Genomic DNA, 22,720 nt, shown 5'->3' on the forward strand with positions numbered 1-22,720 from the left:
CACAGGGATTTATGGTCATTCATGGAGATTGATCAGCAAATGCCTTTAAACTGCGCCCCATGATTAAAGATCCCTTTGCAAGACTTGGCCTGGACCGTGAGGTACTGACCGTCAGCCAGCTCAACGGCCGCGCGCGGGTGTTGCTCGAAGACGTGTTCAGCAACATCTGGGTCGAAGGCGAAATTTCCAACCTCGCGCGCCCGGCGTCAGGCCACATCTATTTCACCCTCAAGGACAGCGGCGCTCAGGTTCGATGCGCGTTGTTCCGGCAGAACGCGGCGCGCGTGCGTCAGGCGCTGAAGGATGGCCTGGCGGTGAAGGTGCGTGGCAAGGTTTCGCTGTTCGAAGGCCGTGGCGACTATCAGTTGATTCTCGACACTGTCGAACCTGCCGGTGACGGTGCACTGCGTCTGGCCTTCGATGCGCTGAAGGAAAAGCTCAGCGCCGAAGGTCTGTTCAGTGCCGAACGCAAAGTGCCGTTGCCCGCGCATCCGCAGCGCATTGGCATCATCAGCTCGCCAACCGGCGCGGTGATTCGCGACATCATCAGCGTATTCCGCCGCCGTGCGCCGCAGGTGCAACTGACGCTGATTCCGACTGCCGTACAAGGCCGCGAAGCCACCGCGCAAATCATCCGCGCGCTGAAAATGGCCGATGCCCGTGGTTTCGACGCACTGATCCTCGCCCGTGGCGGCGGCTCGCTGGAAGACCTCTGGTGCTTCAACGAAGAAGCTGTAGCCCGCGCCGTTGATGCGTGTGTAACGCCAATCGTCAGCGCCGTCGGTCACGAAACCGATGTGTCGATCAGTGATTTTGTCGCTGACGTGCGCGCACCCACGCCGTCCGCAGCAGCTGAACTGCTCGCTCCTGATTCCAGCCATCTGATCCGTCAGGTCGAAAGCCTGCATCGGCGCTTGGTGATGCGCATGCGCGACCGTTTGATGCGTGATCGTCTGCGCCTGGAAGGCATGGCCCGTCGCTTGCGCCATCCCGGCGAACGTCTGCGCCAACAGGCCCAGCGCCTGGACGATCTGGACATGCGCATGCGCCGAGCGTTCGAGCGTCATATCAATACCCGTCGCGAGCGCCTGATCCGCCTGGAAACCCGCCTCGCCGGCCAGCATCCGGGGCGGCAATTGGCGATGTTGCGCCAGCGACTCGACAGCCTCGCCGAACGCTTGCCTCGCGCCATGCGCGAAGGTCTGAAGAACCGTCGCCTGCAACTGCACAGCCAGATGCAGACGCTGCACGTGGTCAGCCCATTGGCGACGCTCGGTCGCGGTTACAGCATTTTGCTCGATGAGCGTGGCCATGCGATCCGCAACGCCGCGCAGACCCACACCGGTCAGCGCCTGAAAGCCAAGCTCGGCGAAGGCGAACTGCAAGTGCGCGTCGAGGACAATCACCTGACGCCTGTCACTCTCTCTTTACTGGACTGATCCATGCCGCGCTTTCTCGCTCCACTGTTTTTGCTCTGCCTGACCTTCAATGCCCACGCCGACAGTTACATCACCCGGCTACTGAACAAACCGGTGCCGGGCGGTGTGGCGGTGGTTGATCTGGGCACCGCCGCGCAGGCACCGAAAGCCACGTATCAGGGCAAACCGGTGCTGGTGGTAAAAGAACAGAACACCTGGCTGGCGATCGTCGGCGTGCCACTTACCGTTAAACCGGGTGCGCAGCAGATCAGCAGCGGCGGACGTAACTTGCCATTCACCGTGGGCAACAAGAAATACCCGGAACAACGCATCACCCTGAAGAACAAACAGCAAGTCAACCCGGATCAGTCGAACCTCAAACGCATCGAGGGCGAACTGGCCGAACAGATCAAGGCGTATCGCAGCTTCAGCCCGAACACGCCGAGCAATCTGTTGTTGGACAAACCGGTGAACGGTCCGTTGTCGAGCAAGTTTGGTGTGCGTCGCTTCTTTAATGGTGAAGAGCGCAATCCACATGCAGGCCTCGACTTCGCGGTGCCAGCGGGCACGCCGATCAAGACCCCGGCGGCGGGCAAAGTGATTCTGATCGGCAACTACTTCTTTAATGGCAACACCGTGTTTGTCGACCATGGGCAGGGCTTTATCAGCATGTTCTGCCATATGTCGAAGATTGATGTGAAAGTCGGCGATCAACTGGCGCGAGGCGCTGTGGTCGGCAAGGTTGGCTCGACTGGTCGGGCAACCGGGCCGCACATGCACTGGAATGTCAGCCTGAATGATGCGCGGGTGGATCCGGCGATTTTCATTGGCGCATTTCAGCCTTAAGACAGCCGATGGGCTGATGGCCCCTTCGCGAGCAAGCTCGCTCCCACATTGGATTGCGTTCAAAACACAAATCCCTGTGGGAGCGAGCTTGCTCGCGAAGGCGGCCTACAACGCACATCAATACTTACTGAACTGCTATAAACCCCAATTGCGCCCCAATCAAACCTCGCGCAAATATCACAACGATCAGCGACCTCCAGCGCAATAAAATCCTGCAAAAACCCGCTTTCCGAGTATTCCTCTCAATTTTTTCCGACTGCTTGCCATCCTCTCCCCTCGCGGTTAGGGTTGAAGGCATGAAAACCTCTCACACCCTCATTCAGCTTCGCCAGCACCGCAGCCTGTGCCTCGTCAGCGCACGACTGCCAGGCTGAATCGCGGCACCTCGTCCCACGCTTTTCCATGAACATTCGTAACACCGGCAGGCCGCCTCTTTTCGGCCCAGACAATAAGGAATTTCCCGATGAGCATGCTCAAAGATCCGTCTTCGAAATACCGCGCGTTTCCCGTCATCAACTTGCCGGATCGCACCTGGCCGTCGAAAACCATCGACACCGCGCCGATCTGGTGCAGTTCCGACCTGCGTGACGGCAACCAGTCGCTGATCGAGCCGATGGACGCGGTGAAAAAGCTGCGCTTCTGGAAAACCCTGGTGCAGGTCGGTGTAAAGGAAATCGAAGCGTCGTTCCCGGCCGCTTCGCAAACTGACTTCGACTTCGTGCGTACCCTCATCGAAGAAGGCCACATCCCGGACGACACCACCATTCAGGTGCTGACCCAGGGCCGTGAAGATTTGATCGAGCGTACGTTCGAATCCCTGCGCGGTGCGAAAAAAGCCATCGTTCACTTGTACAACGCCACCTCGCCTTCTTTCCGTCGCATCGTCTTCAACCAGGACAAGGACGGTATCAAGGCCATTGCAGTCAACGCCGCCAAGCTGTTCGTCAAATACGCGGCGATGCAGCCGGACACCGAATGGACCTTCGAATACTCGCCGGAAACCTTCAGCGCCACCGAGCTGGAATTCGCCAAGGAAGTCTGTGACGCGGTGATCGAGGTGTGGAACCCGACGCCTGAGCACAAGATGATCCTCAACCTGCCGGCTACCGTTGAGTGCGCGACCCCGAACGTCTACGCCGACCAGATCGAGTGGTTCGGCCACAATATCAACCGTCGTGACAGCGTGATCATCAGCCTGCACACCCACAACGACCGTGGCACCGGTGTCGCCGCTACCGAGTTGGGCCTGATGGCCGGCGCCGATCGCGTCGAAGGCTGCCTGTTCGGCAACGGCGAGCGTACCGGTAACGTTGACCTCGTCACCGTCGCCCTGAACATGTACACCCAGGGTCTTGACCCGCAGCTGGACTTCTCCGACATCGACGGCGTGCGCAAAGTGGTCGAAGAGTGCAACCAGATTCAGGTTCACCCACGTCACCCGTACGTTGGCGACCTGGTGCACACCGCGTTCTCCGGTTCGCACCAGGATGCGATCCGCAAAGGTTTCTCCCAGCAGAAACCGGATGCACTGTGGGAAGTGCCGTACTTGCCGATCGACCCGGCCGACATCGGCCGCAGCTACGAGGCGGTGATTCGCGTCAACAGCCAGTCGGGCAAGGGCGGCATCGCTTACTTGCTGGAGCAGGAATACGGCATCAGCCTGCCGCGTCGCATGCAAATCGAATTCAGCCAGGTTGTGCAGCGTGAAACCGATCGTCTGGGCCTGGAGATGACCGCCAAACAGATTCACTCGTTGTTGATCAGCGAATACCTGCAAGCCAACACCCCGTATGCGCTGGTCAGCCATCGCCTGCAGGAAGAAAACGGCAACAGCGCCGTCGAAGTGGAAGTGGCAAGCAAAGGTCAGGGCGAAACCAACCTGCACTGGCGCGGCAAGGGCAACGGTGCGCTGGAAGCACTGGTCGCCGGTCTGCCGATTCCGGTGGAGATCATGGACTACAACGAACACGCGATCGGCGCGGGCACCAACGCCAAAGCAGCGGCGTACATCGAACTGCGTGTGAACGGCGAACGTGCAGTGCACGGCGTGGGCATCGATGAAAACATCACCACGGCCAGCTTCAAGGCCCTGTTCAGCGCGCTGAACCGCTCGCTGAGCCAGCCTGAGGCGAAAGCGGCGTAATCGATCGCTGAAATGCAAAAGGCCCCGGCGTTTGAACTCCGGGGCCTTTTTTGCCTACACGTTTTGGCTGACTTTTATGGCCCCTTCGCGAGCAGGCTCGCTCCCACAGGGAAATGCATTCCAAATGTGGGAGCGAGCCTGCTCGCGAAGGCGTCCTGACAGGCGCTGCGAGTATCAGGTGAACTCGAAGGTGTCGGCATCCAGATTCGCCGGAAAGCGCTCGCGATACGCCGCCAGTGACGCCGCCTCCAAAACCACCTTGAACACCCCGTCCGCCTCCCCCGCCGCCAGCAAGGTTTCCCCCTGGAAATCCAGCACCTGACTGTCACCGGTGTAGGCAAAGCCCTTGCCGTCGGTGCCGACGCGATTCACCGCCGCCACATAGCAAAGGTTTTCGATGGCACGCGCCGGCAACAGGCGATTCCAGTGCAGACGCCGCGCGCCCGGCCAGTTGGCGGTGTACAGCAACAGATCGGTGTCCTGCGCATCGCGGCTCCACACCGGGAAGCGCAGGTCATAACAAATCAGCGGACGGATGCGCCAGCCCTTGAGTTCGAACTGCACCTGACGTTCGCCGGGGGTGTAGTGATTGTGCTCGCCGGCCATGCGGAACAGGTGACGCTTGTCGTAATGCAGCACTTCACCGTCAGGCCGCGCCCACAGCAGGCGATTGCGATGGCTGCCGTCGGCGGCCTGAATGATCACGCTGCCGGTAATGACTGCATCGAGCTTTGCCGCCTGAACCCGCAGCCATTTGCTGGTCGGGCCATTCTCGGCTTCGGCAAGGGTTTCAGATTCCATGGAGAATCCAGTGGTGAACATTTCCGGCAGGATGATCAGATCCGCCCCGCGCGCCTGCTCCAGCAACACCGCGAAATGTTCAAGGTTGGCCTGGCGGTCATGCCAGGCCAGGCTGGTCTGGATCAGCGCCAGGTTGAGATCGGGTAACGCACTCAGATCACGCATAGTTTTGCCGCCGCTTCGCGCAGCGTCTCCTCGCGTTTGGCAAAACACAGGCGCACCAGGCGCTGGCCTTGCGGTGGGTTCTGGTAGAACACCGACACCGGAATACTCGCCACGCCGTGTTCGCGGGTCATCCATATGGCCATCTCGACGTCGTTGAGGTCGGGACGGATCTGCGAGTAATCGACCAGTTGGAAATAGGTGCCGGTGACCCGGGTAAAACTGAAACGCGACGGCGCCAGCAGATCGCAGAACAGATCGCGCTTGGCTTGGTAGAAGCCCGGCAACTCTTCGACGTGTTCCGGGTGCTCGGCCATGTAATCGGCCAGCGCATATTGCAACGGCGTGACGCCGCAGAAACTGACGTACTGGTGGACCTTGCGCAGTTCGGTGGTCAGCGCTGGCGGCGCGACGACGTAACCGGTTTTCCAGCCAGTGACGTGATAGGTCTTGCCGAACGAGCTGACCACGAATGCGCGCTGATACAGCTCTTCATGGGCCAGCACGCTGACGTGCGGCACGCCGTCGAACACCAAGTGTTCGTAGACTTCATCGCTGATCAGGTAGATGTCGCGACCACGGATCAACTCTGCCAGTTGATCGAGTTCGGCACGACTGATCAGTGCGCCGCTCGGGTTGTGCGGGGTGTTGATGACGATCATTTTCGTGCGCGGACTCAGGGCAGCAGCGAGTTGATCGAAATCGATGGAGAAGTCGTTCGGATTCAGTTGTACATGTACGCAACGACCGCCCGCCAACTCTGTCGCCGGTTCGTAGCTGTCGTAGCACGGATCGAACACGATGACTTCGTCGCCGCTGTGGATAACCGCCTGAATCGCACAGAAGATCGCCTGGGTCGCGCCCGGCGTGACCGTCACTTCACTGTCGGCATTGACTTGCACGCCATAGCTGCGAGCGATTTTCGCCGCAATCTGCTCGCGCAGCGCCGGCAGGCCAGTCATCGGTGAATACTGGTTGTGGCCACTGGCGATGTGCCGACCGACCGCGTCACGCAGGGACTGCGGGCCGTCGAAGTCAGGAAAACCCTGGGACAGATTGATCGCTCCGGTCTGGGCCGCGAGCTGAGACATCTGCGTGAAAATAGTGATGCCGACATTCGGCAGCTTACTGGTGATCATCGGGGTTCCCTGCTCAACACCCGGCTCTGACGACGGCGCGGGAGAGCCCGAGGATAGCCCATCCGGCGCCCATAAAAAAAGGGCGCCGGATGGCACCCTTCTCTCATGTTGATCGTTCCCGCGCTCTGCGTGGGAATGCAGCCTTGGACGCTCTGCGTCCACCGCTTATGTGACGCAGAGCGTCACGGGATACATCCCCACGCGGAGCATGGGAACGATCAACGAGCCGCGACCTTATTTCTTGTCGCGGCGCTTCTTGCTGGCTTTCTTGTTGTGCGACATCAAGCGACGCTTCTTGTTGACCTGGCGGTCGGTCAGCGTGTTCTTGTTGCCTTCGTACGGGTTCTCGCCGCCCTTGAACTCGATGCGGATCGGCGTACCGACCAGCTTCAGCACACGGCGGTAAGTGTTCTCCAGATAGCGCACGTACGACTTCGGCACTTTCTCGATCTGGTTACCGTGGATCACGATGATCGGCGGGTTCGCACCACCCAAGTGGGCGTAGCGCAGCTTGATCCGGCGGTTGTTGACCATCGGTGGCGCGTGCTCGCCCACCGCGTCTTCCAGAATCTGGGTCAGACGGTTGGTCGGCCAGCGGGTGACCGCCGACTTGAACGAGTTCTGTACGGACGCGTAGAGGTTACCCACGCCAGTGCCGTGCAGGGCCGAGATGAAGTGGATGTCGGCGTAGTCAACGAAGAACAGGCGACGTTGCAGCTCGACCTTGACGAAGTCGCGCTCGCTCGGCGTCATGCCGTCCCACTTGTTGATCGCGATCACCAGTGCACGACCGGATTCGATAGCGAAGCCCAGCAGGTTGAGGTCGTGATCGACCACGCCTTCGCGGGCGTCCATCACGAAGATCACCACGTTGGCGTCTTTGATCGCCTGCAGGGTTTTCACCACGGAGAATTTTTCGACTTCTTCGTGGATCTTGCCGCGCTTGCGCACACCGGCGGTGTCGATCAGCGTGTACTTCTCTTCATTCCGTTCGAACGGGATGTAGATACTGTCGCGGGTGGTGCCCGGCTGGTCATAGACGATAACCCGGTCTTCACCGAGCATGCGGTTGACCAGCGTCGACTTGCCGACGTTCGGACGACCGATGATGGCGATCTTGATCCCGTCTTTTTCGCTCGGGCCAGGAATGCGCTTGGCTTCCTCGCCTTCGGCAACGATCTCTTCTTCGCCGTCTTCCGGCTCTTCTTCGTCTTTGGGGAAATCACCCAAGGCGATTTCCAGCATCTGCGTGATGCCACGGCCGTGAGCACCGGCGATCGGGATCGCGTGGCCCATGCCCAGAGGGGCGAATTCAGCGCGGGCCATTTCCGGGTCGATGTTGTCGACCTTGTTGGCGACCACGTAGGAACGCTTGTTACGTTTGCGCAGGTGTTCGGCGATCATCTGGTCGGCGGCGGTAAAACCGGCCTTGGCATCTACCAGGAACAGCACAACATCCGCTTCTTCAATGGCCAGCAGCGACTGCTCGGCCATTTTTTCGTCCATACCGTGCTCGTCACCGGAGATACCACCGGTGTCGACCAGAATGTAGGAACGCCCTTGCCACTTGGCCTCACCGTACTGGCGATCACGGGTCAGACCGGACAAGTCGCCGACGATGGCGTCGCGAGTCCTGGTCAGGCGGTTGAACAAGGTGGACTTGCCGACGTTCGGTCGGCCCACCAGGGCGATTACGGGAACCATGCGGCTCTCCACTTCGTTATTTCAGAAAATACAAAAGCCGCTGCGAGGCAGCGGCTGGTGCTCGGGGCAACGCCTGTTAGCGCTGCAAGCCCCATGAATCCGGGGCCGCCTGGGGGTTTAACCCCAAGCATAGTTGTTACTTGATGGTCAGGGCTTCCAGTTTGCCGCTGTTGCCATAGACATAAATCGTGTCACCCACCACCAGCGGACGGGCACGCAGGCCGTCGCTGTCGATGCGCTCACGGCCGACGAAACGACCGTCAACCTGGCTCAGCAGGTGCAGATAACCTTCCAGGTCACCGACTGCAACATAGCTGGAGAACACTTCCGGAGCCGACAGTTGACGACGAGCCAGCGAATCGTTGCTCCACAATGCTGTGGTGGAACGTTCGTCGACGCCTTCAACGGTGCCCGAGGACAGGCTCACGTAAACGCTGCCGAAACCCTGAGCGATACCGGCGTAGCTCGACGCATCGCGCTGCCACAGTTGACGACCGCTTTCCAGGTCCAGTGCCGCAACGCGACCCTGGTAGCTGGCAACGTACAGCGTACCGCCGGACAACAGCAGACCGCCGTCGATGTCGACTACGCGCTCCAGTTCCGAACGACCTTGTGGAATCGCGATCCGTTGTTCCCAGACCGGCACGCCGTTGGAAATATCCAGAGCGACCACTTTACCGGTCGACAGGCCAGCCACCGCGAGGCGGTTGGTGACCAGCGGTGCGCTGGTGCCACGCAGGGTCAACACGGCCGGGGTGCTGTCATACACCCAGCGCTGAGTACCGGTGGAAGCATCCAGACCGATCAGACGATCGTCCTGGGTCTGTACCACCACCACGTCGCCGTTGTTGGCCGGCGGCGCGAGGACTTCGCTGTTCACACGAGCGCGCCACTTCTCTTCACCGTTGCTGGTGTCCAGGGCAACGACTTCGCCGCGCAGCGTACCGATCAGAACCAGCCCGTAACCCACGCCAACGGCGCCGGAGACAGGCAGGTCAAGATCCTGCTTCCATTTCACGTCGCCATTGCCGCGATCCATGGCCATCACCACGCCGGTTACATCGGCGGCGTAGATGGTGTCACCGTCGATCGCCGGCACCAGCATGTTGTAGGTTTCGCCCTGACCGTCACCGATCGAACGACTCCACTGCTTGTGCAGAACCACTTCTTCTTTGAAGTCGGTCAGTTCAGCCGGTGGCAATTCTTTTTTGCTGTTGCTGCTGCAACCCGCGGCCAGAAGGGCCAGAGCCAGCAATGCTGCATGCTTCCAACGGATCACGTCACGCATCCCCTTTGGCCAGGTCGTCGAGCTTGATTTGAAGGCCACCGACCGCCGCTTCATCCGACAGTGCCGCCTTGGCTTTTTGATACGCCTTGTTCGCGTCATCGGTACGGCCCAGCTGTACCAGCAGGTCGCCCTTGAGTTCTTCGCGAGTGGCCAGGAACGCTTTGTCGGCATCGCCGTCGAGCAGTTTCAGGGCATCTTCAGCCTTGTTCTGCGCGCCGAGTACCTGCGCCAGACGCTGACGGGCGATTTCGCCCAGCGCCGGGTTGGCCGGTTTGTCGACAATGGCTTTCAGTTCGGCCGCGGCGTCATCCAGCTTGCCGCTGTCGACCGCCACTTTGGCCACGAACAGGCTGCCGTACTGCGCGTAGGCGGAACCGCTGAATTCGCTGTTGAGCTTGCCGGCCAGATCCGCAACGCGGGCCGCATCAGGCTTGCCGTCAGGCGTCAGCGTGGTTTCCAGCAGTTGCTGATAGAGCACCGAGGCGCCTTGCGACTGGTTGCTCTGGTATTTGTGATATGCCTGCCAGCCGAACACGATGACCAGCGCCAACAGGCCGCCAGTGACCAGAGGTTTGCCGTTGCGTGTCCACCAGTCCTTCAAATCCGCCAACTGTTCGTCTTCGGTACTCGACACCCCAATACTCCTTAATCGCTAAATCGGCTGTTTGGACAGCTTCAACCCTGCACGACGCAGGTGGCCAGGTGAGCGGCGAGCGCATCCCAGGCAATGCTTTGTTGTTCGCCCTGGCCACGCAGGGGTTTGAAACCTACCACTTGCTGGGCCATTTCGTCGTCACCGAGGATCAGTGCGTACAGCGCACCGCTCTTGTCGGCCTTCTTGAACTGGCTTTTGAAGCTGCCGGCGCCGGCATTGACTTGCAGACGCAGGTTTGGAAGTTGATCACGAACACGTTCAGCCAGAGCCAGACCGGCCAGCTCGGCTTCTTCACCGAAGGCGCACAGATAGACATCGACCTGACGGGAGATTTCTTCCGGGATCTGCTCAAGGGTTTCCAGCATCAGCACCAGACGTTCGATGCCCATGGCGAAACCGACGCCGGTGGTCGGCTTGCCACCCATTTGCTCGACCAGACCGTCGTAACGACCGCCCGCGCAAACAGTGCCCTGGGCGCCGAGTTTGTCGGTGACCCATTCGAATACGGTTTTGCTGTAGTAATCGAGGCCGCGCACCAGTTTCGGGTTGAGCACGTAAGGAATGCCAACGGCATCCAGACGCGCTTTCAAACCTTCAAAGTGCGCACGGGATTCGTCGTCGAGGTAATCGGCCATTTTCGGCGCATCGACCAGCACCGCTTGAGTGTCGGCATTTTTCGTGTCGAGCACGCGCAGCGGGTTGGTTTTCAGGCGACGCTGGCTGTCTTCGTCGAGCTTGTCGTGGTGCGCCGAGAGGTACTCGACCAGCGCTTCACGATAACGCCCACGGGACTCGCTGGTGCCGAGGCTGTTGAGTTCAAGCTTGACCGCATCACGAATGCCTAGCTCGCCCCACAGGCGCCAGGTCATGGTGATCAGCTCGGCGTCGATGTCCGGGCCGTCGAGATTGAACACTTCCAGACCGATCTGGTGGAACTGGCGATAACGGCCTTTCTGCGGACGCTCGTGGCGGAACATCGGGCCGATGTACCAGAGTTTCTGCACCTGGCCACCGCCGGTGATGCCGTGCTCGAGTACGGCACGCACGCACGCCGCGGTACCTTCCGGACGCAAGGTCAGGGAGTCGCCGTTGCGGTCTTCGAAGGTGTACATCTCTTTTTCGACGATGTCAGTGACTTCACCAATCGAGCGTTTGAACAGCTCGGTGAATTCAACGATCGGCATGCGGATCTGCTTGTAACCGTAGTTATCCAGCAGACGCGCAACGGTGCCCTCGAAATAACGCCACAACGGGGTCTGCTCGGGCAGGATGTCATTCATGCCACGAATGGCTTGCAGAGACTTGCTCACTTTAAATCCTTAAATTCGTTCGGCGCTTCAATCAGGCTCAGCCGCGCGCAATAACCGCAGCGTCAGCTTCGACCTTTTCGGCCGCTTTCTGGCGGATCAGCTTTTCCAGCTCGTCCACCAGATTGTCATTCGTCAGTTTCTGCGACGGCTTGCCGTCGATGTAAATCAGGTTTGGCGTGCCGCCGGTCAAGCCGATATGGGCTTCCTTGGCTTCGCCGGGGCCGTTGACCACACAACCGATCACCGCGACATCCAGCGGCACCAGCAGGTCTTCAAGGCGCCCTTCCAGCTCGTTCATGGTTTTCACCACATCGAAGTTCTGCCGCGAGCAGCTCGGGCAGGCGATGAAGTTGATGCCACGGGAACGCAGATGCAAAGACTTGAGAATGTCGTAACCGACCTTCACTTCCTCGACCGGGTCGGCCGCCAGCGAGATGCGGATAGTATCGCCAATCCCCTCGGCGAGCAGCATACCTAGGCCCACGGCGGATTTCACTGTGCCCGAACGCAATCCACCGGCTTCGGTGATGCCCAGGTGCAGCGGCTGAACGATTTCTTTCGCCAGCAAGCGGTAGGCTTCGACGGCCATGAACACGTCAGAGGCCTTAACGCTGACTTTGAAGTCCTGAAAATTCAGGCGTTCGAGGTGCTCAACGTGACGCAAAGCAGATTCGACCAGCGCAGCAGGGGTCGGCTCGCCGTATTTCTTTTGCAGGTCTTTTTCCAATGATCCGGCGTTGACGCCGATGCGGATCGGAATGCCGCGATCACGCGCTGCATCGACCACCGCCCGAACACGGTCTTCACGACCGATGTTGCCCGGGTTGATACGCAGGCAGTCCACGCCCAGTTCGGCCACGCGCAGAGCGATCTTGTAGTCGAAGTGGATGTCGGCAACCAGCGGCACCTTGACCAGTTGCTTGATCTTGCCGAACGCCTCGGCGGCGTCCATGTCCGGCACCGAGACGCGGACGATATCGACGCCAGCGGCTTCCAGACGGTTGATCTGTGCAACGGTGGCGGCGACGTCATTGGTGTCGCTGTTGGTCATGCTCTGCACCGCGATCGGCGCGTCGCCGCCCACCGGTACGTTGCCGACCCAGATCTTGCGCGAAACGCGACGTTTGATTGGAGATTCGCCGTGCATGACTTATTGACCCAACTTCAGGCGAGCAGTCTCGCCACTGGTGAACGGAGCGATATCGACCGGCTGGCCGTTGTAGCTGACCTGCGCGGCGCGGGCAACGCCCAGACGTACGTTAAGCGGCGGCTTGCCGGAAACGGTGACGCTATCGCCTTTATGCTTCAGACCACTGAAAATCACTTTGCCACGGCCATCGGTCACTTGTGCCCAGCAATCGGCACTGAACTGCAGTTGTACCTGACCATCGCCAGCCACCGGAGCGGTTGCTTCTGCGGTCGCTGCCGGTGTAGCAGGAACGACCGGAGCGGTGACGGTCGGCGCTGGAGTGGTTGGCGCGGGGCTAGCCGGGGTAGCGACAACCGGCGCCGGTGTATGAACCGGGGCGGTCGGCGTTGCAGCCGGTGCTGCTGGAGCAGTTGCCGGAGCAGCGCCTTCTGCACCAGTCGATTCAGCCGTGGTTTCCGACTGAGGCAGCGCCAACGCCGTTGAAGTATCGGCCTGGTTTTCCTCGACAGCCTGGTCCTCCGGCTCGTCGATCGGGTGAATCTGAGTCGTGCCGTCAGCACCTTCGACTTCAACGTGCTCAGGGGCCAGGGACGTCAGGTCCTTGGTGCGCTGGGATGTCTGATCCTGCCACCAGACGAAACCGCCGCCGATGACCGCGATCAGCAACAGCAGGCTGACAATACGCAAAATGGTGTGGGAAACCCGCACTGGCTCTTCGATACGGCCGAGGGCGTGAACATTGCTGCCCTGGGAATCGGTACCGGTGGACTGGTCGAACTGCTGAACCAGAACGGTTTGGTCCATGCCGAGCAATTTGGCATAAGCGCGAATGTAACCGCGAGCGAAGGTATGCCCCGGCAGCTTGTCGAAAGCGCCGGCTTCAAGATTGCTCAGGGAAGTCACGGTGAGGTTGAGCTTGAGGGCCACTTCGGCCAGCGACCAGCCATTGCTTTCGCGGGCCTGGCGCAGGGTCTCACCGGGGTTAACGCGATTCGCTGCTACAACTTCGGGATGCGCCGCTTTCATCATTGCTCCGACAGGTATTGCTGATATTCCGGCGTACCGGGATAGAGTCGTTTTAATTGCAGGCCATAACTGGCGGCCTTGTCGCGATCTTCAAACACTTTTGCCAGCCGAACGCCGAGCAATAGACTACGTGCATTTTGTTCGGTCAACTGGCTGAAACGGTCGTAATAGTCTCGCGCGGGCACATAATGCCTGTCTTCGAAGGACAACTCAGCCATTTCCAGCAACGCGCGTGGTTGTTGACGGTTCAAACGCAGTGCTTTTTCCAGCTGTTGCTGCGCCAGATCACGCTGACCGAGCTTCGCCGCCGTCATGCCGAGGTTCTCGAACACACGCGAACGCTCAGGATACAGGGTATCGGCGGCCGCCTGTTCAAAACGCTCGTAGGCTTCTTTATAACGCTGTTGTTCGTAGAGAAAACTGCCGTAATTGTTGAGGATGCGCGCATCGGCGGGACGGGAGGACAAAGCCTTGCGGAAGTGTTCGTCGGCCAGCTCCGGCTCCATTTCGGACTGAAACACCAACCCGAGGGCAGCGTTGGCGTCAGGATCGGAACCGTCGATTTCCAGCGCCTTCTTCAGCGGCACCTTGGCCCGCTCGGTCATGCCTTGCTGCAAGTATCCCAGCCCCAACTGCACGTAGGCAGCCCGCGCTTCATCGCGGCCCTTGCTGGTCTTCATCGGGTTGTAGTCACCCGACAGGACACAACCAGCACACAGGCTGGCCAACAGCAACAGCAGCGCAAAGCGCAGGGACATAGAGATCCTCTCTTAATTTGTGTTCGCGGCGTTCTGTGCCAGATCGCTGTCGGCGCTCAACTCGCGCACTGCGATGTAACGTTCGCTGCGACGGGTGCGATCCAGCACCTGCCCTACCAATTGACCACATGCAGCGTCGATGTCTTCACCACGGGTGGTGCGGACAGTGACGTTGAAACCGGCCTGATGCAACTGATCCTGGAAACGACGGATCGCGTTGTTGCTTGGCCGCTCGTACCCGGAGTGCGGGAACGGGTTGAACGGAATCAGGTTGATCTTGCACGGAATGTTCTTCAGCAGCTCGATCATCTCGACGGCGTGTTCAACCTTGTCGTTGATGTCCTTGAGCAAGGTGTACTCGATGGTCAGCACACGTTTCTCGCCAAGGGCGGACATGTAGCGCTGGCACGACTCGAGCAGCATCTTAAGCGGATATCTTTTGTTGATCGGCACCAATTGGTTACGCAATGCGTCATTCGGTGCGTGCAGGGACAACGCCAGGGAAACGTCGATGTGCTTGGCCAGCTCATCGATCATCGGCACCACACCCGAGGTGGACAGGGTCACGCGGCGCTTGGAGATCCCGTAGCCGAGGTCATCCATCATCAGATGCATGGCGGCAACGACGTTGTCGAAGTTCAGCAGCGGCTCACCCATGCCCATCATCACCACGTTGGTGATGGCACGGTCGACGGTTGCCGGGACACTGCCGAAAGATTTGTTGGCAATCCACACCTGACCGATGACTTCGGCGGCGGTGAGGTTGCTATTGAAGCCTTGCTTGCCGGTGGAGCAGAAACTGCAATCCAGGGCACAGCCTGCCTGGGACGAAACGCACAGAGTGCCGCGTTTGCCCTGGGGAATGTATACGGTCTCGACGCAGCTGCCGGACGCCACGCGCACCACCCACTTACGGGTGCCGTCGCTGGAGATGTCCTCGCTGACCACTTCCGGACCACGGACCTCGGCAATAGCCTTGAGCTTGTCGCGCAAGGCCTTGCTGACGTTCGTCATGGCGTCGAAATCATCGACGCCAAAGTGGTGAATCCATTTCATTACCTGACCGGCACGGAAACGCTTCTCCCCGATTGAGTCGAAGAATTTTTCCATTTCCTGTTGAGTCAGACCCAGCAGGTTGGTTTTTACAGTCGATGTAGTCATGGATTCACCTTCACTCTTAAGCCAATGCTTAGCGAGTGGTTACTTCAGTAGCTGCGAAGAAGTACGAGATTTCACGAGCAGCTGCGGCTTCGGAGTCCGAACCGTGAACAGCGTTGGCGTCGATGGAATCAGCGAAGTCAGCGCGGATGGTGCCGGCAGCAGCTTCTTTAGGGTTGGTAGCGCCCATCAGCTCACGGTTCAGAGCGATAGCGTTTTCGCCTTCCAGAACCTGAACAACAACAGGACCGGAGATCATGAAAGCAACCAGGTCGCCGAAGAAACCACGAGCGCTGTGCTCAGCGTAGAAGCCTTCAGCTTCAGCTTTGGACAGTTGCTTCAGTTTCGAAGCTACAACGCGCAGGCCGGCTTTTTCGAAACGAGTGGTGATTTCGCCGATGACGTTTTTTGCAACAGCGTCAGGCTTGATGATGGAGAAAGTGCGTTGAACAGCCATGGTGTAACTCCAGAAACGGTAATTTGCGAAAAATTAAACCCGCGAATTATACGCGGGTTCTTGGGTATTGCCTAACCTGCGAGGACGATCAGTCCAATTCTTCAGCCCAGAGCGTCTGAACCGCTTCCAACACCTTCTCGCCTACGCGACCAGAGGTATTGTCAAAATCCGGCAGTTCTTTGATCCATTGCTGCAAGTCGACGAAATTGACAGAAAACGGATCTACACCCGGCTTGGCCTCGGCCAATTCTTCTGCAATACGTTGAACATCATTCCAACCGTAGCTCATGACAGTCTTACCAGTCAGTGCGGCGCTTCAGCCGCATGGTTAAGCGAATATTTCGGAATTTCGACGGTGATGTCTTCTTCACCGACGATCGCCTGGCAAGCCAGACGCGATTGCGCTTCCAGGCCCCAGGCGCGATCGAGGAAGTCTTCTTCCAGCTCGTCGGCCTCTTCCATCGAGTCGAAACCCTCGCGGATGATGCAGTGGCAGGTGGTGCAAGCACAGACGCCGCCGCAGGCGCTTTCCATCTCGATGTGGTGTTCGTGGGCCAGTTCGAGAATCGATGTGCCGGGCGCAGCCTCGACCACCATGCCTTCAGGGCAGAACTTCTCGTGTGGCAGAAAAATGACCTGCGGCATCAGATATCCTCGATTTCATTCAGATTGCGCCCCGACAGAGCGGCTTTCACCGTCAGATCCATGCGGCGGGCAGCAAAAGCATCGGTCACTTGCGACAGACGCTTGGTCTGCTGCTCGATGGCGTAACCATCCGTACCTTTCATCAGTTCGGCCAGTTCCTGCAACTGCAGATCGATGACCATGCGCTCTTCAGCGTCGAGCAAACGCTCGCCATCCGCCTCCAGAGCGCCCTGCACCGCTTCGATCAGGCGCTGGGCATCGACTTGCTGCTCACGCAGAACGCGGGCGACTTTGTCGTCATTGGCATGCTGGAACGAATCCTTGAGCATTTTGGCGATTTCGCCGTCGGTCAGACCGTAGGACGGTTTGACCTGAATGCTTGCCTCAACGCCTGAACCCAACTCACGGGCGGAAACGCTGAGCAGACCGTCGGCATCGACCTGGAAGGTCACGCGAATCTTCGCCGCACCGGCGACCATCGCTGGAATGCCGCGCAATTCGAAGCGCGCCAGCGAGCGGCAGTCACTGATCAGCTCACGCTCGCCCTGCAATACGTGGATCGCCATGGCCGACTGGCCATCTTTATAAGTCGTGAAATCTTGTGCGCGAGCGACGGGGATGGTGGTGTTACGCGGAATCACCTTCTCCATCAGACCGCCCATGGTTTCCAGACCCAGGGACAGCGGAATCACGTCGAGCAGCAGCAGTTCGCCACCATCGCGCTTGTTGCCTGCCAATGTATCGGCCTGGATCGCGGCACCGATGGCCACCACTTGATCCGGGTCAATTTCAGTCAGAGGCTGACGACCGAAGGCTTCGGCAACGGCTTCGCGAACGCGCGGCACGCGAGTCGAACCGCCGACCATGACCACAGCGTGCACGTCTTCCAGCTCGATACCGGAATCGCGAACGGCGCGACGGCAGGCTTTCAGGCTGCGAGCGACCATCGGCTCGATCAGCGCATCGAAGGCTTCACGGGTCAGCTGTGCTTTCCAGTCGCCATAGGCCACTTCAACGCTGGCCGCATCGGTCAGGGCTTCTTTGGCCGCGCAAGCGGTTTGCAGCAGATTGCGTTGTGCGCCCGGATCGAGATCGGCAGACAGGCCCGCGCTCTCGATGATCCAGCCGGCAATCGCGTGATCGAAGTCATCGCCACCCAGCGCGCTGTCGCCGCCAGTGGCCAGAACTTCAAAAACACCGCCTGTCAGACGCAGAATCGAAATATCGAAAGTACCGCCGCCCAGGTCATAAATCGCGACCAGGCCTTCAGCGTGTTGATCCAGACCGTACGCCACAGCGGCAGCGGTCGGCTCATTGAGCAGGCGCAACACGTTCAGACCGGCAAGTTTCGCCGCATCCTTGGTGGCTTGGCGCTGAGCATCATCGAAGTAAGCAGGAACGGTGATCACCGCGCCAACCAGTTCGCCACCCAACGTCGCTTCAGCACGCTGACGCAGCACCTTGAGGATATCGGCGGAGACTTCGACCGGGCTTTTCGGGCCTTGCACGGTATCGATGAACGGCATGTGCGATTCGCCACCGACAAAGCGGTATGGCAGTTGCTCGCCCAATTGCTTGACGTCGGACAGACCACGACCCATCAAGCGCTTGACCGACAGCACGGTGTTCAAAGGATCGGACGCAGCGGCCAGTTTGGCCGACTCGCCGACTTCGACGTGATCGGCGTGGTAACGCACAGCGGACGGCAGGATGACCTGCCCGTTTGCGTCGGCCAACGGCTCGGAAAGACCACTGCGCAACGCAGCGACCAGCGAATTGGTAGTGCCCAAGTCGATCCCCACAGCCAGACGACGCTGGTGCGGTTGAGGACTTTGGCCGGGTTCGGCGATCTGCAGTAGGGCCATCGTGATCAGGACTTATCTGTATATCAGGCGTGCGACCGGAGCGGCACTGGGTTAATCGTCGAGGCGCTCTTCTAACTGGCGCACTTCGTAGGTGAGCTTGTCGAGGAACTGCATGCGCCGCATCAGGCGTTCGGCCTGTTCACGTTGCGCCGCATCATCCCAACAGGCTGCGAAGCTTTCATTGAGTTCTTCCTGAGCCACTTTCAGGCGCCGCTTGAACACCGCGACACCGTCGAGGTCAGCACTATCCTGGAGGTCTTCGAGCTCTTCGCGCCATTGCATCTGCTGCAGAAGAAACTCGGGATCATGGACCGTGACTTCCATCGGCACTTCATGCCCGCTGATGGTCAGCAGGTAGCGTGCGCGCTGGGCCGGACTCTTGAGCGTCTGATAGGCGTCGTTGAGCCGTGCAGACTGCTCCAGAGCCGACCGTTGCTCACGCTCGGAAGCGTCGGCAAAACGGTCAGGATGAACGCCGCGCGCCAACTCACGATAGCGCGTGGCCAACTGTTCGAGATCCAGACGGAAACCCGGTTGCAGCTCGAATAAAGCGAAATGACAAGGAATACCCACGACAAGCCTCAGATGTTGAAGCTTTCGCCGCAGCCACATTCACCGCGTACGTTGGGGTTGTTGAACTTGAAGCCTTCGTTCAACCCTTCCTTGACGAAATCGAGCTCGGTGCCGTCCAGGTAGGCCAGGCTTTTCGGGTCGATGATCACTTTTTCGCCGTGACTCTCGAACACCTGATCCTCTGCAACCACCTCGTCGACAAACTCCAGCACGTAGGCAAGGCCGGAACAGCCTGTGGTGCGAACACCCAGACGAATCCCTTCACCTTTGCCGCGCCCGTCGAGGGAGCGCCGCACGTGTCGAGCAGCCGCTTCTGTCATGCTGATAGCCATCGGTGACTCCTTACTCGTCGCCAAATCCAGAAAGTCAGATCAAGCCTTTCTTCTGCTTGTAATCGCGAACAGCCGCTTTGATAGCGTCTTCAGCCAGTACCGAGCAGTGAATTTTCACTGGCGGCAGGGCCAGTTCTTCGGCCAGCTGGGTGTTCTTGATGGTTTCGGCTTCGTCCAGGGTCTTGCCCTTCATCCACTCGGTGGCGAGGGAGCTGGAAGCGATGGCCGAACCGCAGCCGTAGGTCTTGAACTTGGCATCTTCGATGATGCCAGCGTCGTTGACCTTGATTTGCAGACGCATCACGTCGCCGCACGCCGGAGCGCCGACCATGCCGGTGCCGACATCAGGATCTTCCGCGTTCATCTTGCCGACGTTGCGCGGGTTTTCGTAGTGGTCGATGACCTTTTCGCTGTAAGCCATGATTCTCAATCCTCACTCATCAGGGCCGCTCTTGAGACCCTGCAACTGCGCTGCGTAAACCGCCGCGTCGCTACAGGATCTGTATCTGGCGGCTTCTATATTTAGTGTGCCGCCCACTCGATTTTCGAGATATCGACGCCGTCTTTGTACATGTCCCACAGCGGCGACAGAGCGCGCAGCTTGGTAACGGCCTCGCAGACTTTCTGCGCGGCGTAGTCGATTTCTTCTTCGGTGGTGAAACGGCCGAAGGTGAAGCGGATCGAGCTGTGTGCCAGTTCGTCGTTGCGGCCCAGGGCGCGCAGCACGTACGAAGGCTCCAGCGACGCCGAGGTGCAGGCCGAACCAGACGATACCGCCAGATCCTTGAGCGCCATGATCAGCGACTCGCCTTCAACGTAGTTGAAGCTCAGGTTCAGGTTGTGCGGAACGCGGGCGGTCAGGCTGCCGTTGACGTACAGCTCTTCCAGATGCTCGACCTGCTTGTAGAAGCGGTCGCTCAAGGCTTTGATACGGACGTTTTCAGCAGCCATGTCTTCTTTGGCTACGCGGAACGCTTCACCCATACCGACGATCTGGTGGGTCGCCAGGGTGCCGGAACGCATGCCGCGCTCGTGACCGCCGCCATGCATGGTCGCTTCAATGCGCACACGCGGCTTGCGGCTGACGTACAGCGCGCCGATGCCTTTAGGGCCGTAGGTTTTGTGGGCGGAGAACGACATCATGTCGACTTTCAGTTTCTGCAGGTCGATCTCGACTTTGCCAGTGGACTGAGCGGCGTCGACGTGGAACAGAACGCCCTTGGCGCGGAGCATTTCGCCGATCGCGGCGATGTCGTTAACGGTGCCGATTTCGTTATTCACGTGCATTACGGAGACCAAAATGGTGTCTTCGCGCAGTGCAGCTTCAATCATGGCCGGGGTGATCAGACCGTCTTCGGTCGGCTCGAGGTAAGTAACCTCGAAACCTTCACGCTCCAGTTGGCGCATGGTGTCCAGGACAGCCTTGTGCTCGATCTTGGAGGTGATCAGGTGCTTGCCCTTGGAGCCGTAGAAATGTGCCGCGCCCTTGATTGCCAGGTTGTCGGACTCGGTAGCACCGGAAGTCCAGACGATTTCGCGCGGATCAGCGTTGACCAGATCGGCCACCTGACGACGGGCGTTTTCAACGGACTCTTCAGCCTTCCAGCCGAACACATGGGAACGGGACGCCGGGTTACCGAAGTTTCCGTCGACCAGCAGGCATTCACTCATTTTTTGCGCAACACGCGGATCAACCGGGGTGGTCGCAGAGTAATCAAGGTAAATCGGCAATTTCATGGACTATCTCCTAAATCAGGGCTGGCGTGCCGCTAGCTCTCTGGCTGTCATTCGACGGCGGACGCTTCAATCTTGTCCAGGCGTGGCGCCTTGCTGTTGCAACGGCGCTGGTCCTGACGCTGGGCTACTTCTTGCACCTCACGGCGAGTCACAAGATCAGCCAAGCTGATACCACTTAGAAATTCGTGAATCTGCAGGCTCAAATCGCACCACAGATGATGGGTCAGGCAGGTGTCGCCGGAATGGCAATCGCCCTGGCCCTGGCATTTGGTGGCATCGACCGATTCGTTTACTGCATCGATCACCTGGGCGACCTGGATGCCCTGCATCTCGCGGGACAACTGGTAGCCACCACCCGGGCCGCGAACACTGGAAACCAGGTTACTGCGGCGCAGCTTGGCGAACAGCTGTTCGAGGTAGGACAGGGAGATGCCTTGGCGCTCGGAGATATCGGCCAGGGACACGGGCCCGTGCTGCGCGTGCAACGCCAGGTCAAGCATGGCGGTCACGGCGTATCGGCCTTTTGTAGTCAGTCGCATGGACAGTTACCACGGAGTTCAGAATGGGGCGAGTATGCAATTCCCGAGTATTTAAGTCAACTTTAAGACCTAGTACTTTAGTCAGGATTACCCGCAAAAGAGCGCGCGCATCATAGCAAAGGCTGGCGGCTTGCAGCCAGCAGTACCGCGTTATCGTTCTTCGCGAGCAGGCTCGCTCCCACACTGGAACGCTATTCCCTGCGGGAGCGAGCCTGCTCGCGAAGGAATCGGCGCGGTTTAGCTGGCCTGACTCTGATCCTTACCCTTCACACAGGCAAAGTCTTCTTCACGCAGCTCAGGCAGATCTTTCGCACAGTAATTGCTACCCAGATCCTTCAGCGCGCCGCACATCCCCTCCAGCCGCCCGTCCACCGCTTGCAGGTGATCGAGCAACTGACCAATGGCACGCGCCACCGGGTCGGGCATGTCTTCGCTGACGCCGTAGGCATCGAAACCGATCTTCTCGGCCATGGCCTTGCGCTTGGCATCCTGCTCTTCATCGGACTTGACGATGATGCGCCCGGGAATACCGACAACCGTGGCGCCCGGCGGTACTTCTTTGGTCACCACGGCGTTGGAACCAACCTTGGCACCAGCGCCGACGGTGAACGGGCCGAGCACCTTGGCGCCCGCGCCCACGACCACACCATCACCCAGCGTCGGGTGGCGTTTGCCCTTATTCCAGCTAGTGCCGCCGAGGGTCACGCCCTGATAAATAGTCACGTCATCGCCAATCTCGGCGGTTTCACCAATGACGATACCCATGCCATGGTCGATAAAGAAACGACGACCGACCTTGGCCCCCGGATGAATCTCGATCCCGGTCAGCCAGCGACCGAAGTTCGACACCAGCCGCGCCAGCCATTTCAGTTCGTTGCGCCACAGCATGCCGGCCAATCGATGAATCCAGATCGCATGCATGCCGGGGTAGCAGGTCAGGACTTCAAAAGCGTTACGCGCCGCCGGGTCTCGATGGAATACGCTCTGGATATCTTCACGCAAACGCTCAAACAT

At 59.4% G+C, this 22,720-nt stretch carries 23 protein-coding genes; 3 read left to right on the forward strand and 20 right to left on the reverse strand.

Annotated elements, in window-relative coordinates:
• The first annotated feature begins 59 nt into the window (after positions 1-59).
• From xseA to leuA, 3 genes are all read left to right on the forward strand, one after another.
• Positions 60-1,439 (forward strand): exodeoxyribonuclease VII large subunit, encoded by a 1,380-nt coding sequence (xseA, locus tag BMY54_RS07505; protein ID WP_093430642.1) that lies wholly within the window; start codon positions 60-62, stop codon positions 1,437-1,439.
• A 3-nt stretch (positions 1,440-1,442) separates the two neighbouring features.
• Positions 1,443-2,264: a peptidoglycan DD-metalloendopeptidase family protein gene (locus tag BMY54_RS07510; RefSeq protein ID WP_093430643.1), complete on the forward strand. Its 822-nt coding sequence runs from the start codon at positions 1,443-1,445 to the stop codon at positions 2,262-2,264.
• Positions 2,265-2,727: 463 nt separating this feature from the next.
• Entirely contained in the window at positions 2,728-4,407 is a 1,680-nt protein-coding gene (leuA, locus tag BMY54_RS07520; RefSeq protein WP_093430644.1) for a 2-isopropylmalate synthase, read from the forward strand.
• Between the two features lie 174 nt (positions 4,408-4,581).
• Here leuA and BMY54_RS07525 read toward each other — a convergent pair whose 3' ends face one another.
• The 20 genes from BMY54_RS07525 to cysE all read right to left on the reverse strand — a co-directional run bounded on the left by BMY54_RS07525 (position 4,582) and on the right by cysE (position 22,720).
• A complete protein-coding gene (locus BMY54_RS07525) occupies positions 4,582-5,373 on the reverse strand; it encodes an amidohydrolase (protein WP_093430645.1) in 792 nt (263 codons plus the stop codon).
• Positions 5,361-6,509: a pyridoxal phosphate-dependent aminotransferase gene (locus BMY54_RS07530; protein ID WP_093430646.1), complete on the reverse strand. Its 1,149-nt coding sequence runs from the start codon at positions 6,507-6,509 to the stop codon at positions 5,361-5,363. Before BMY54_RS07530 ends, BMY54_RS07525 begins: the two co-directional genes overlap by 13 nt.
• Positions 6,510-6,743: 234 nt before the next feature.
• A complete protein-coding gene (gene der, locus BMY54_RS07535) occupies positions 6,744-8,213 on the reverse strand; it encodes a ribosome biogenesis GTPase Der (RefSeq protein WP_093430647.1) in 1,470 nt (489 codons plus the stop codon).
• Between the two features lie 136 nt (positions 8,214-8,349).
• Positions 8,350-9,501 (reverse strand): outer membrane protein assembly factor BamB, encoded by a 1,152-nt coding sequence (gene bamB, locus BMY54_RS07540; RefSeq protein WP_034156262.1) that lies wholly within the window; start codon positions 9,499-9,501, stop codon positions 8,350-8,352.
• On the reverse strand, positions 9,494-10,135 hold the full coding sequence (locus BMY54_RS07545) for a YfgM family protein (RefSeq protein ID WP_093430648.1): 642 nt from the start codon (positions 10,133-10,135) through the stop codon (positions 9,494-9,496). Before BMY54_RS07545 ends, bamB begins: the two co-directional genes overlap by 8 nt.
• Positions 10,136-10,176: 41 nt before the next feature.
• Complete coding sequence (hisS, locus tag BMY54_RS07550) at positions 10,177-11,466, reverse strand: histidine--tRNA ligase (RefSeq protein ID WP_016984369.1); 1,290 nt, start codon at positions 11,464-11,466, stop codon at positions 10,177-10,179.
• Positions 11,467-11,503: 37 nt separating this feature from the next.
• Positions 11,504-12,613 (reverse strand): flavodoxin-dependent (E)-4-hydroxy-3-methylbut-2-enyl-diphosphate synthase, encoded by a 1,110-nt coding sequence (gene ispG, locus BMY54_RS07555; RefSeq protein WP_003227888.1) that lies wholly within the window; start codon positions 12,611-12,613, stop codon positions 11,504-11,506.
• A gap of 3 nt (positions 12,614-12,616) precedes the next feature.
• Positions 12,617-13,642: a RodZ domain-containing protein gene (locus BMY54_RS07560; RefSeq protein WP_093430649.1), complete on the reverse strand. Its 1,026-nt coding sequence runs from the start codon at positions 13,640-13,642 to the stop codon at positions 12,617-12,619.
• Positions 13,642-14,400 carry a type IV pilus biogenesis/stability protein PilW gene (pilW, locus tag BMY54_RS07565; RefSeq protein ID WP_093430650.1) on the reverse strand — a complete coding sequence of 253 codons (759 nt, stop codon included), beginning with the start codon at positions 14,398-14,400 and terminating at the stop codon, positions 13,642-13,644. Before pilW ends, BMY54_RS07560 begins: the two co-directional genes overlap by 1 nt.
• Positions 14,401-14,412: 12 nt before the next feature.
• Positions 14,413-15,561 carry a dual-specificity RNA methyltransferase RlmN gene (gene rlmN, locus BMY54_RS07570; protein ID WP_093430651.1) on the reverse strand — a complete coding sequence of 383 codons (1,149 nt, stop codon included), beginning with the start codon at positions 15,559-15,561 and terminating at the stop codon, positions 14,413-14,415.
• A 28-nt stretch (positions 15,562-15,589) separates the two neighbouring features.
• Complete coding sequence (gene ndk, locus BMY54_RS07575) at positions 15,590-16,015, reverse strand: nucleoside-diphosphate kinase (RefSeq protein WP_007916882.1); 426 nt, start codon at positions 16,013-16,015, stop codon at positions 15,590-15,592.
• 88 nt (positions 16,016-16,103) lie between these two features.
• Positions 16,104-16,304: a Fe-S cluster assembly protein IscX gene (gene iscX / locus BMY54_RS07580; RefSeq protein WP_008084655.1), complete on the reverse strand. Its 201-nt coding sequence runs from the start codon at positions 16,302-16,304 to the stop codon at positions 16,104-16,106.
• Between the two features lie 14 nt (positions 16,305-16,318).
• Positions 16,319-16,660, reverse strand: coding sequence for an ISC system 2Fe-2S type ferredoxin (fdx, locus tag BMY54_RS07585; RefSeq protein WP_007916885.1), 342 nt, complete (start codon positions 16,658-16,660; stop codon positions 16,319-16,321).
• On the reverse strand, positions 16,660-18,525 hold the full coding sequence (hscA, locus tag BMY54_RS07590; protein WP_093430652.1) for a Fe-S protein assembly chaperone HscA: 1,866 nt from the start codon (positions 18,523-18,525) through the stop codon (positions 16,660-16,662). Before hscA ends, fdx begins: the two co-directional genes overlap by 1 nt.
• A 51-nt stretch (positions 18,526-18,576) precedes the next feature.
• Entirely contained in the window at positions 18,577-19,098 is a 522-nt protein-coding gene (gene hscB, locus BMY54_RS07595; RefSeq protein WP_007916889.1) for a co-chaperone HscB, read from the reverse strand.
• A gap of 8 nt (positions 19,099-19,106) precedes the next feature.
• Entirely contained in the window at positions 19,107-19,430 is a 324-nt protein-coding gene (gene iscA / locus BMY54_RS07600; RefSeq protein ID WP_003227904.1) for an iron-sulfur cluster assembly protein IscA, read from the reverse strand.
• 34 nt (positions 19,431-19,464) lie between these two features.
• A complete protein-coding gene (gene iscU, locus BMY54_RS07605; protein WP_007916892.1) occupies positions 19,465-19,851 on the reverse strand; it encodes a Fe-S cluster assembly scaffold IscU in 387 nt (128 codons plus the stop codon).
• Positions 19,852-19,952: 101 nt separating this feature from the next.
• Positions 19,953-21,167 carry an IscS subfamily cysteine desulfurase gene (locus tag BMY54_RS07610; RefSeq protein WP_007916899.1) on the reverse strand — a complete coding sequence of 405 codons (1,215 nt, stop codon included), beginning with the start codon at positions 21,165-21,167 and terminating at the stop codon, positions 19,953-19,955.
• 47 nt (positions 21,168-21,214) lie between these two features.
• The gene (gene iscR, locus BMY54_RS07615) at positions 21,215-21,706 is read right to left on the reverse strand and encodes a Fe-S cluster assembly transcriptional regulator IscR (RefSeq protein WP_038362955.1); all 492 of its coding nucleotides are present in this window, start codon (positions 21,704-21,706) and stop codon (positions 21,215-21,217) included.
• Positions 21,707-21,943: 237 nt separating this feature from the next.
• On the reverse strand, positions 21,944-22,720 hold the full coding sequence (gene cysE / locus BMY54_RS07620; RefSeq protein WP_025109222.1) for a serine O-acetyltransferase: 777 nt from the start codon (positions 22,718-22,720) through the stop codon (positions 21,944-21,946).

This window comes from Pseudomonas sp. ok266, assembly GCF_900110195.1.
Taxonomy (GTDB): Bacteria; Pseudomonadota; Gammaproteobacteria; order Pseudomonadales; family Pseudomonadaceae; genus Aquipseudomonas; species Aquipseudomonas neuropathica.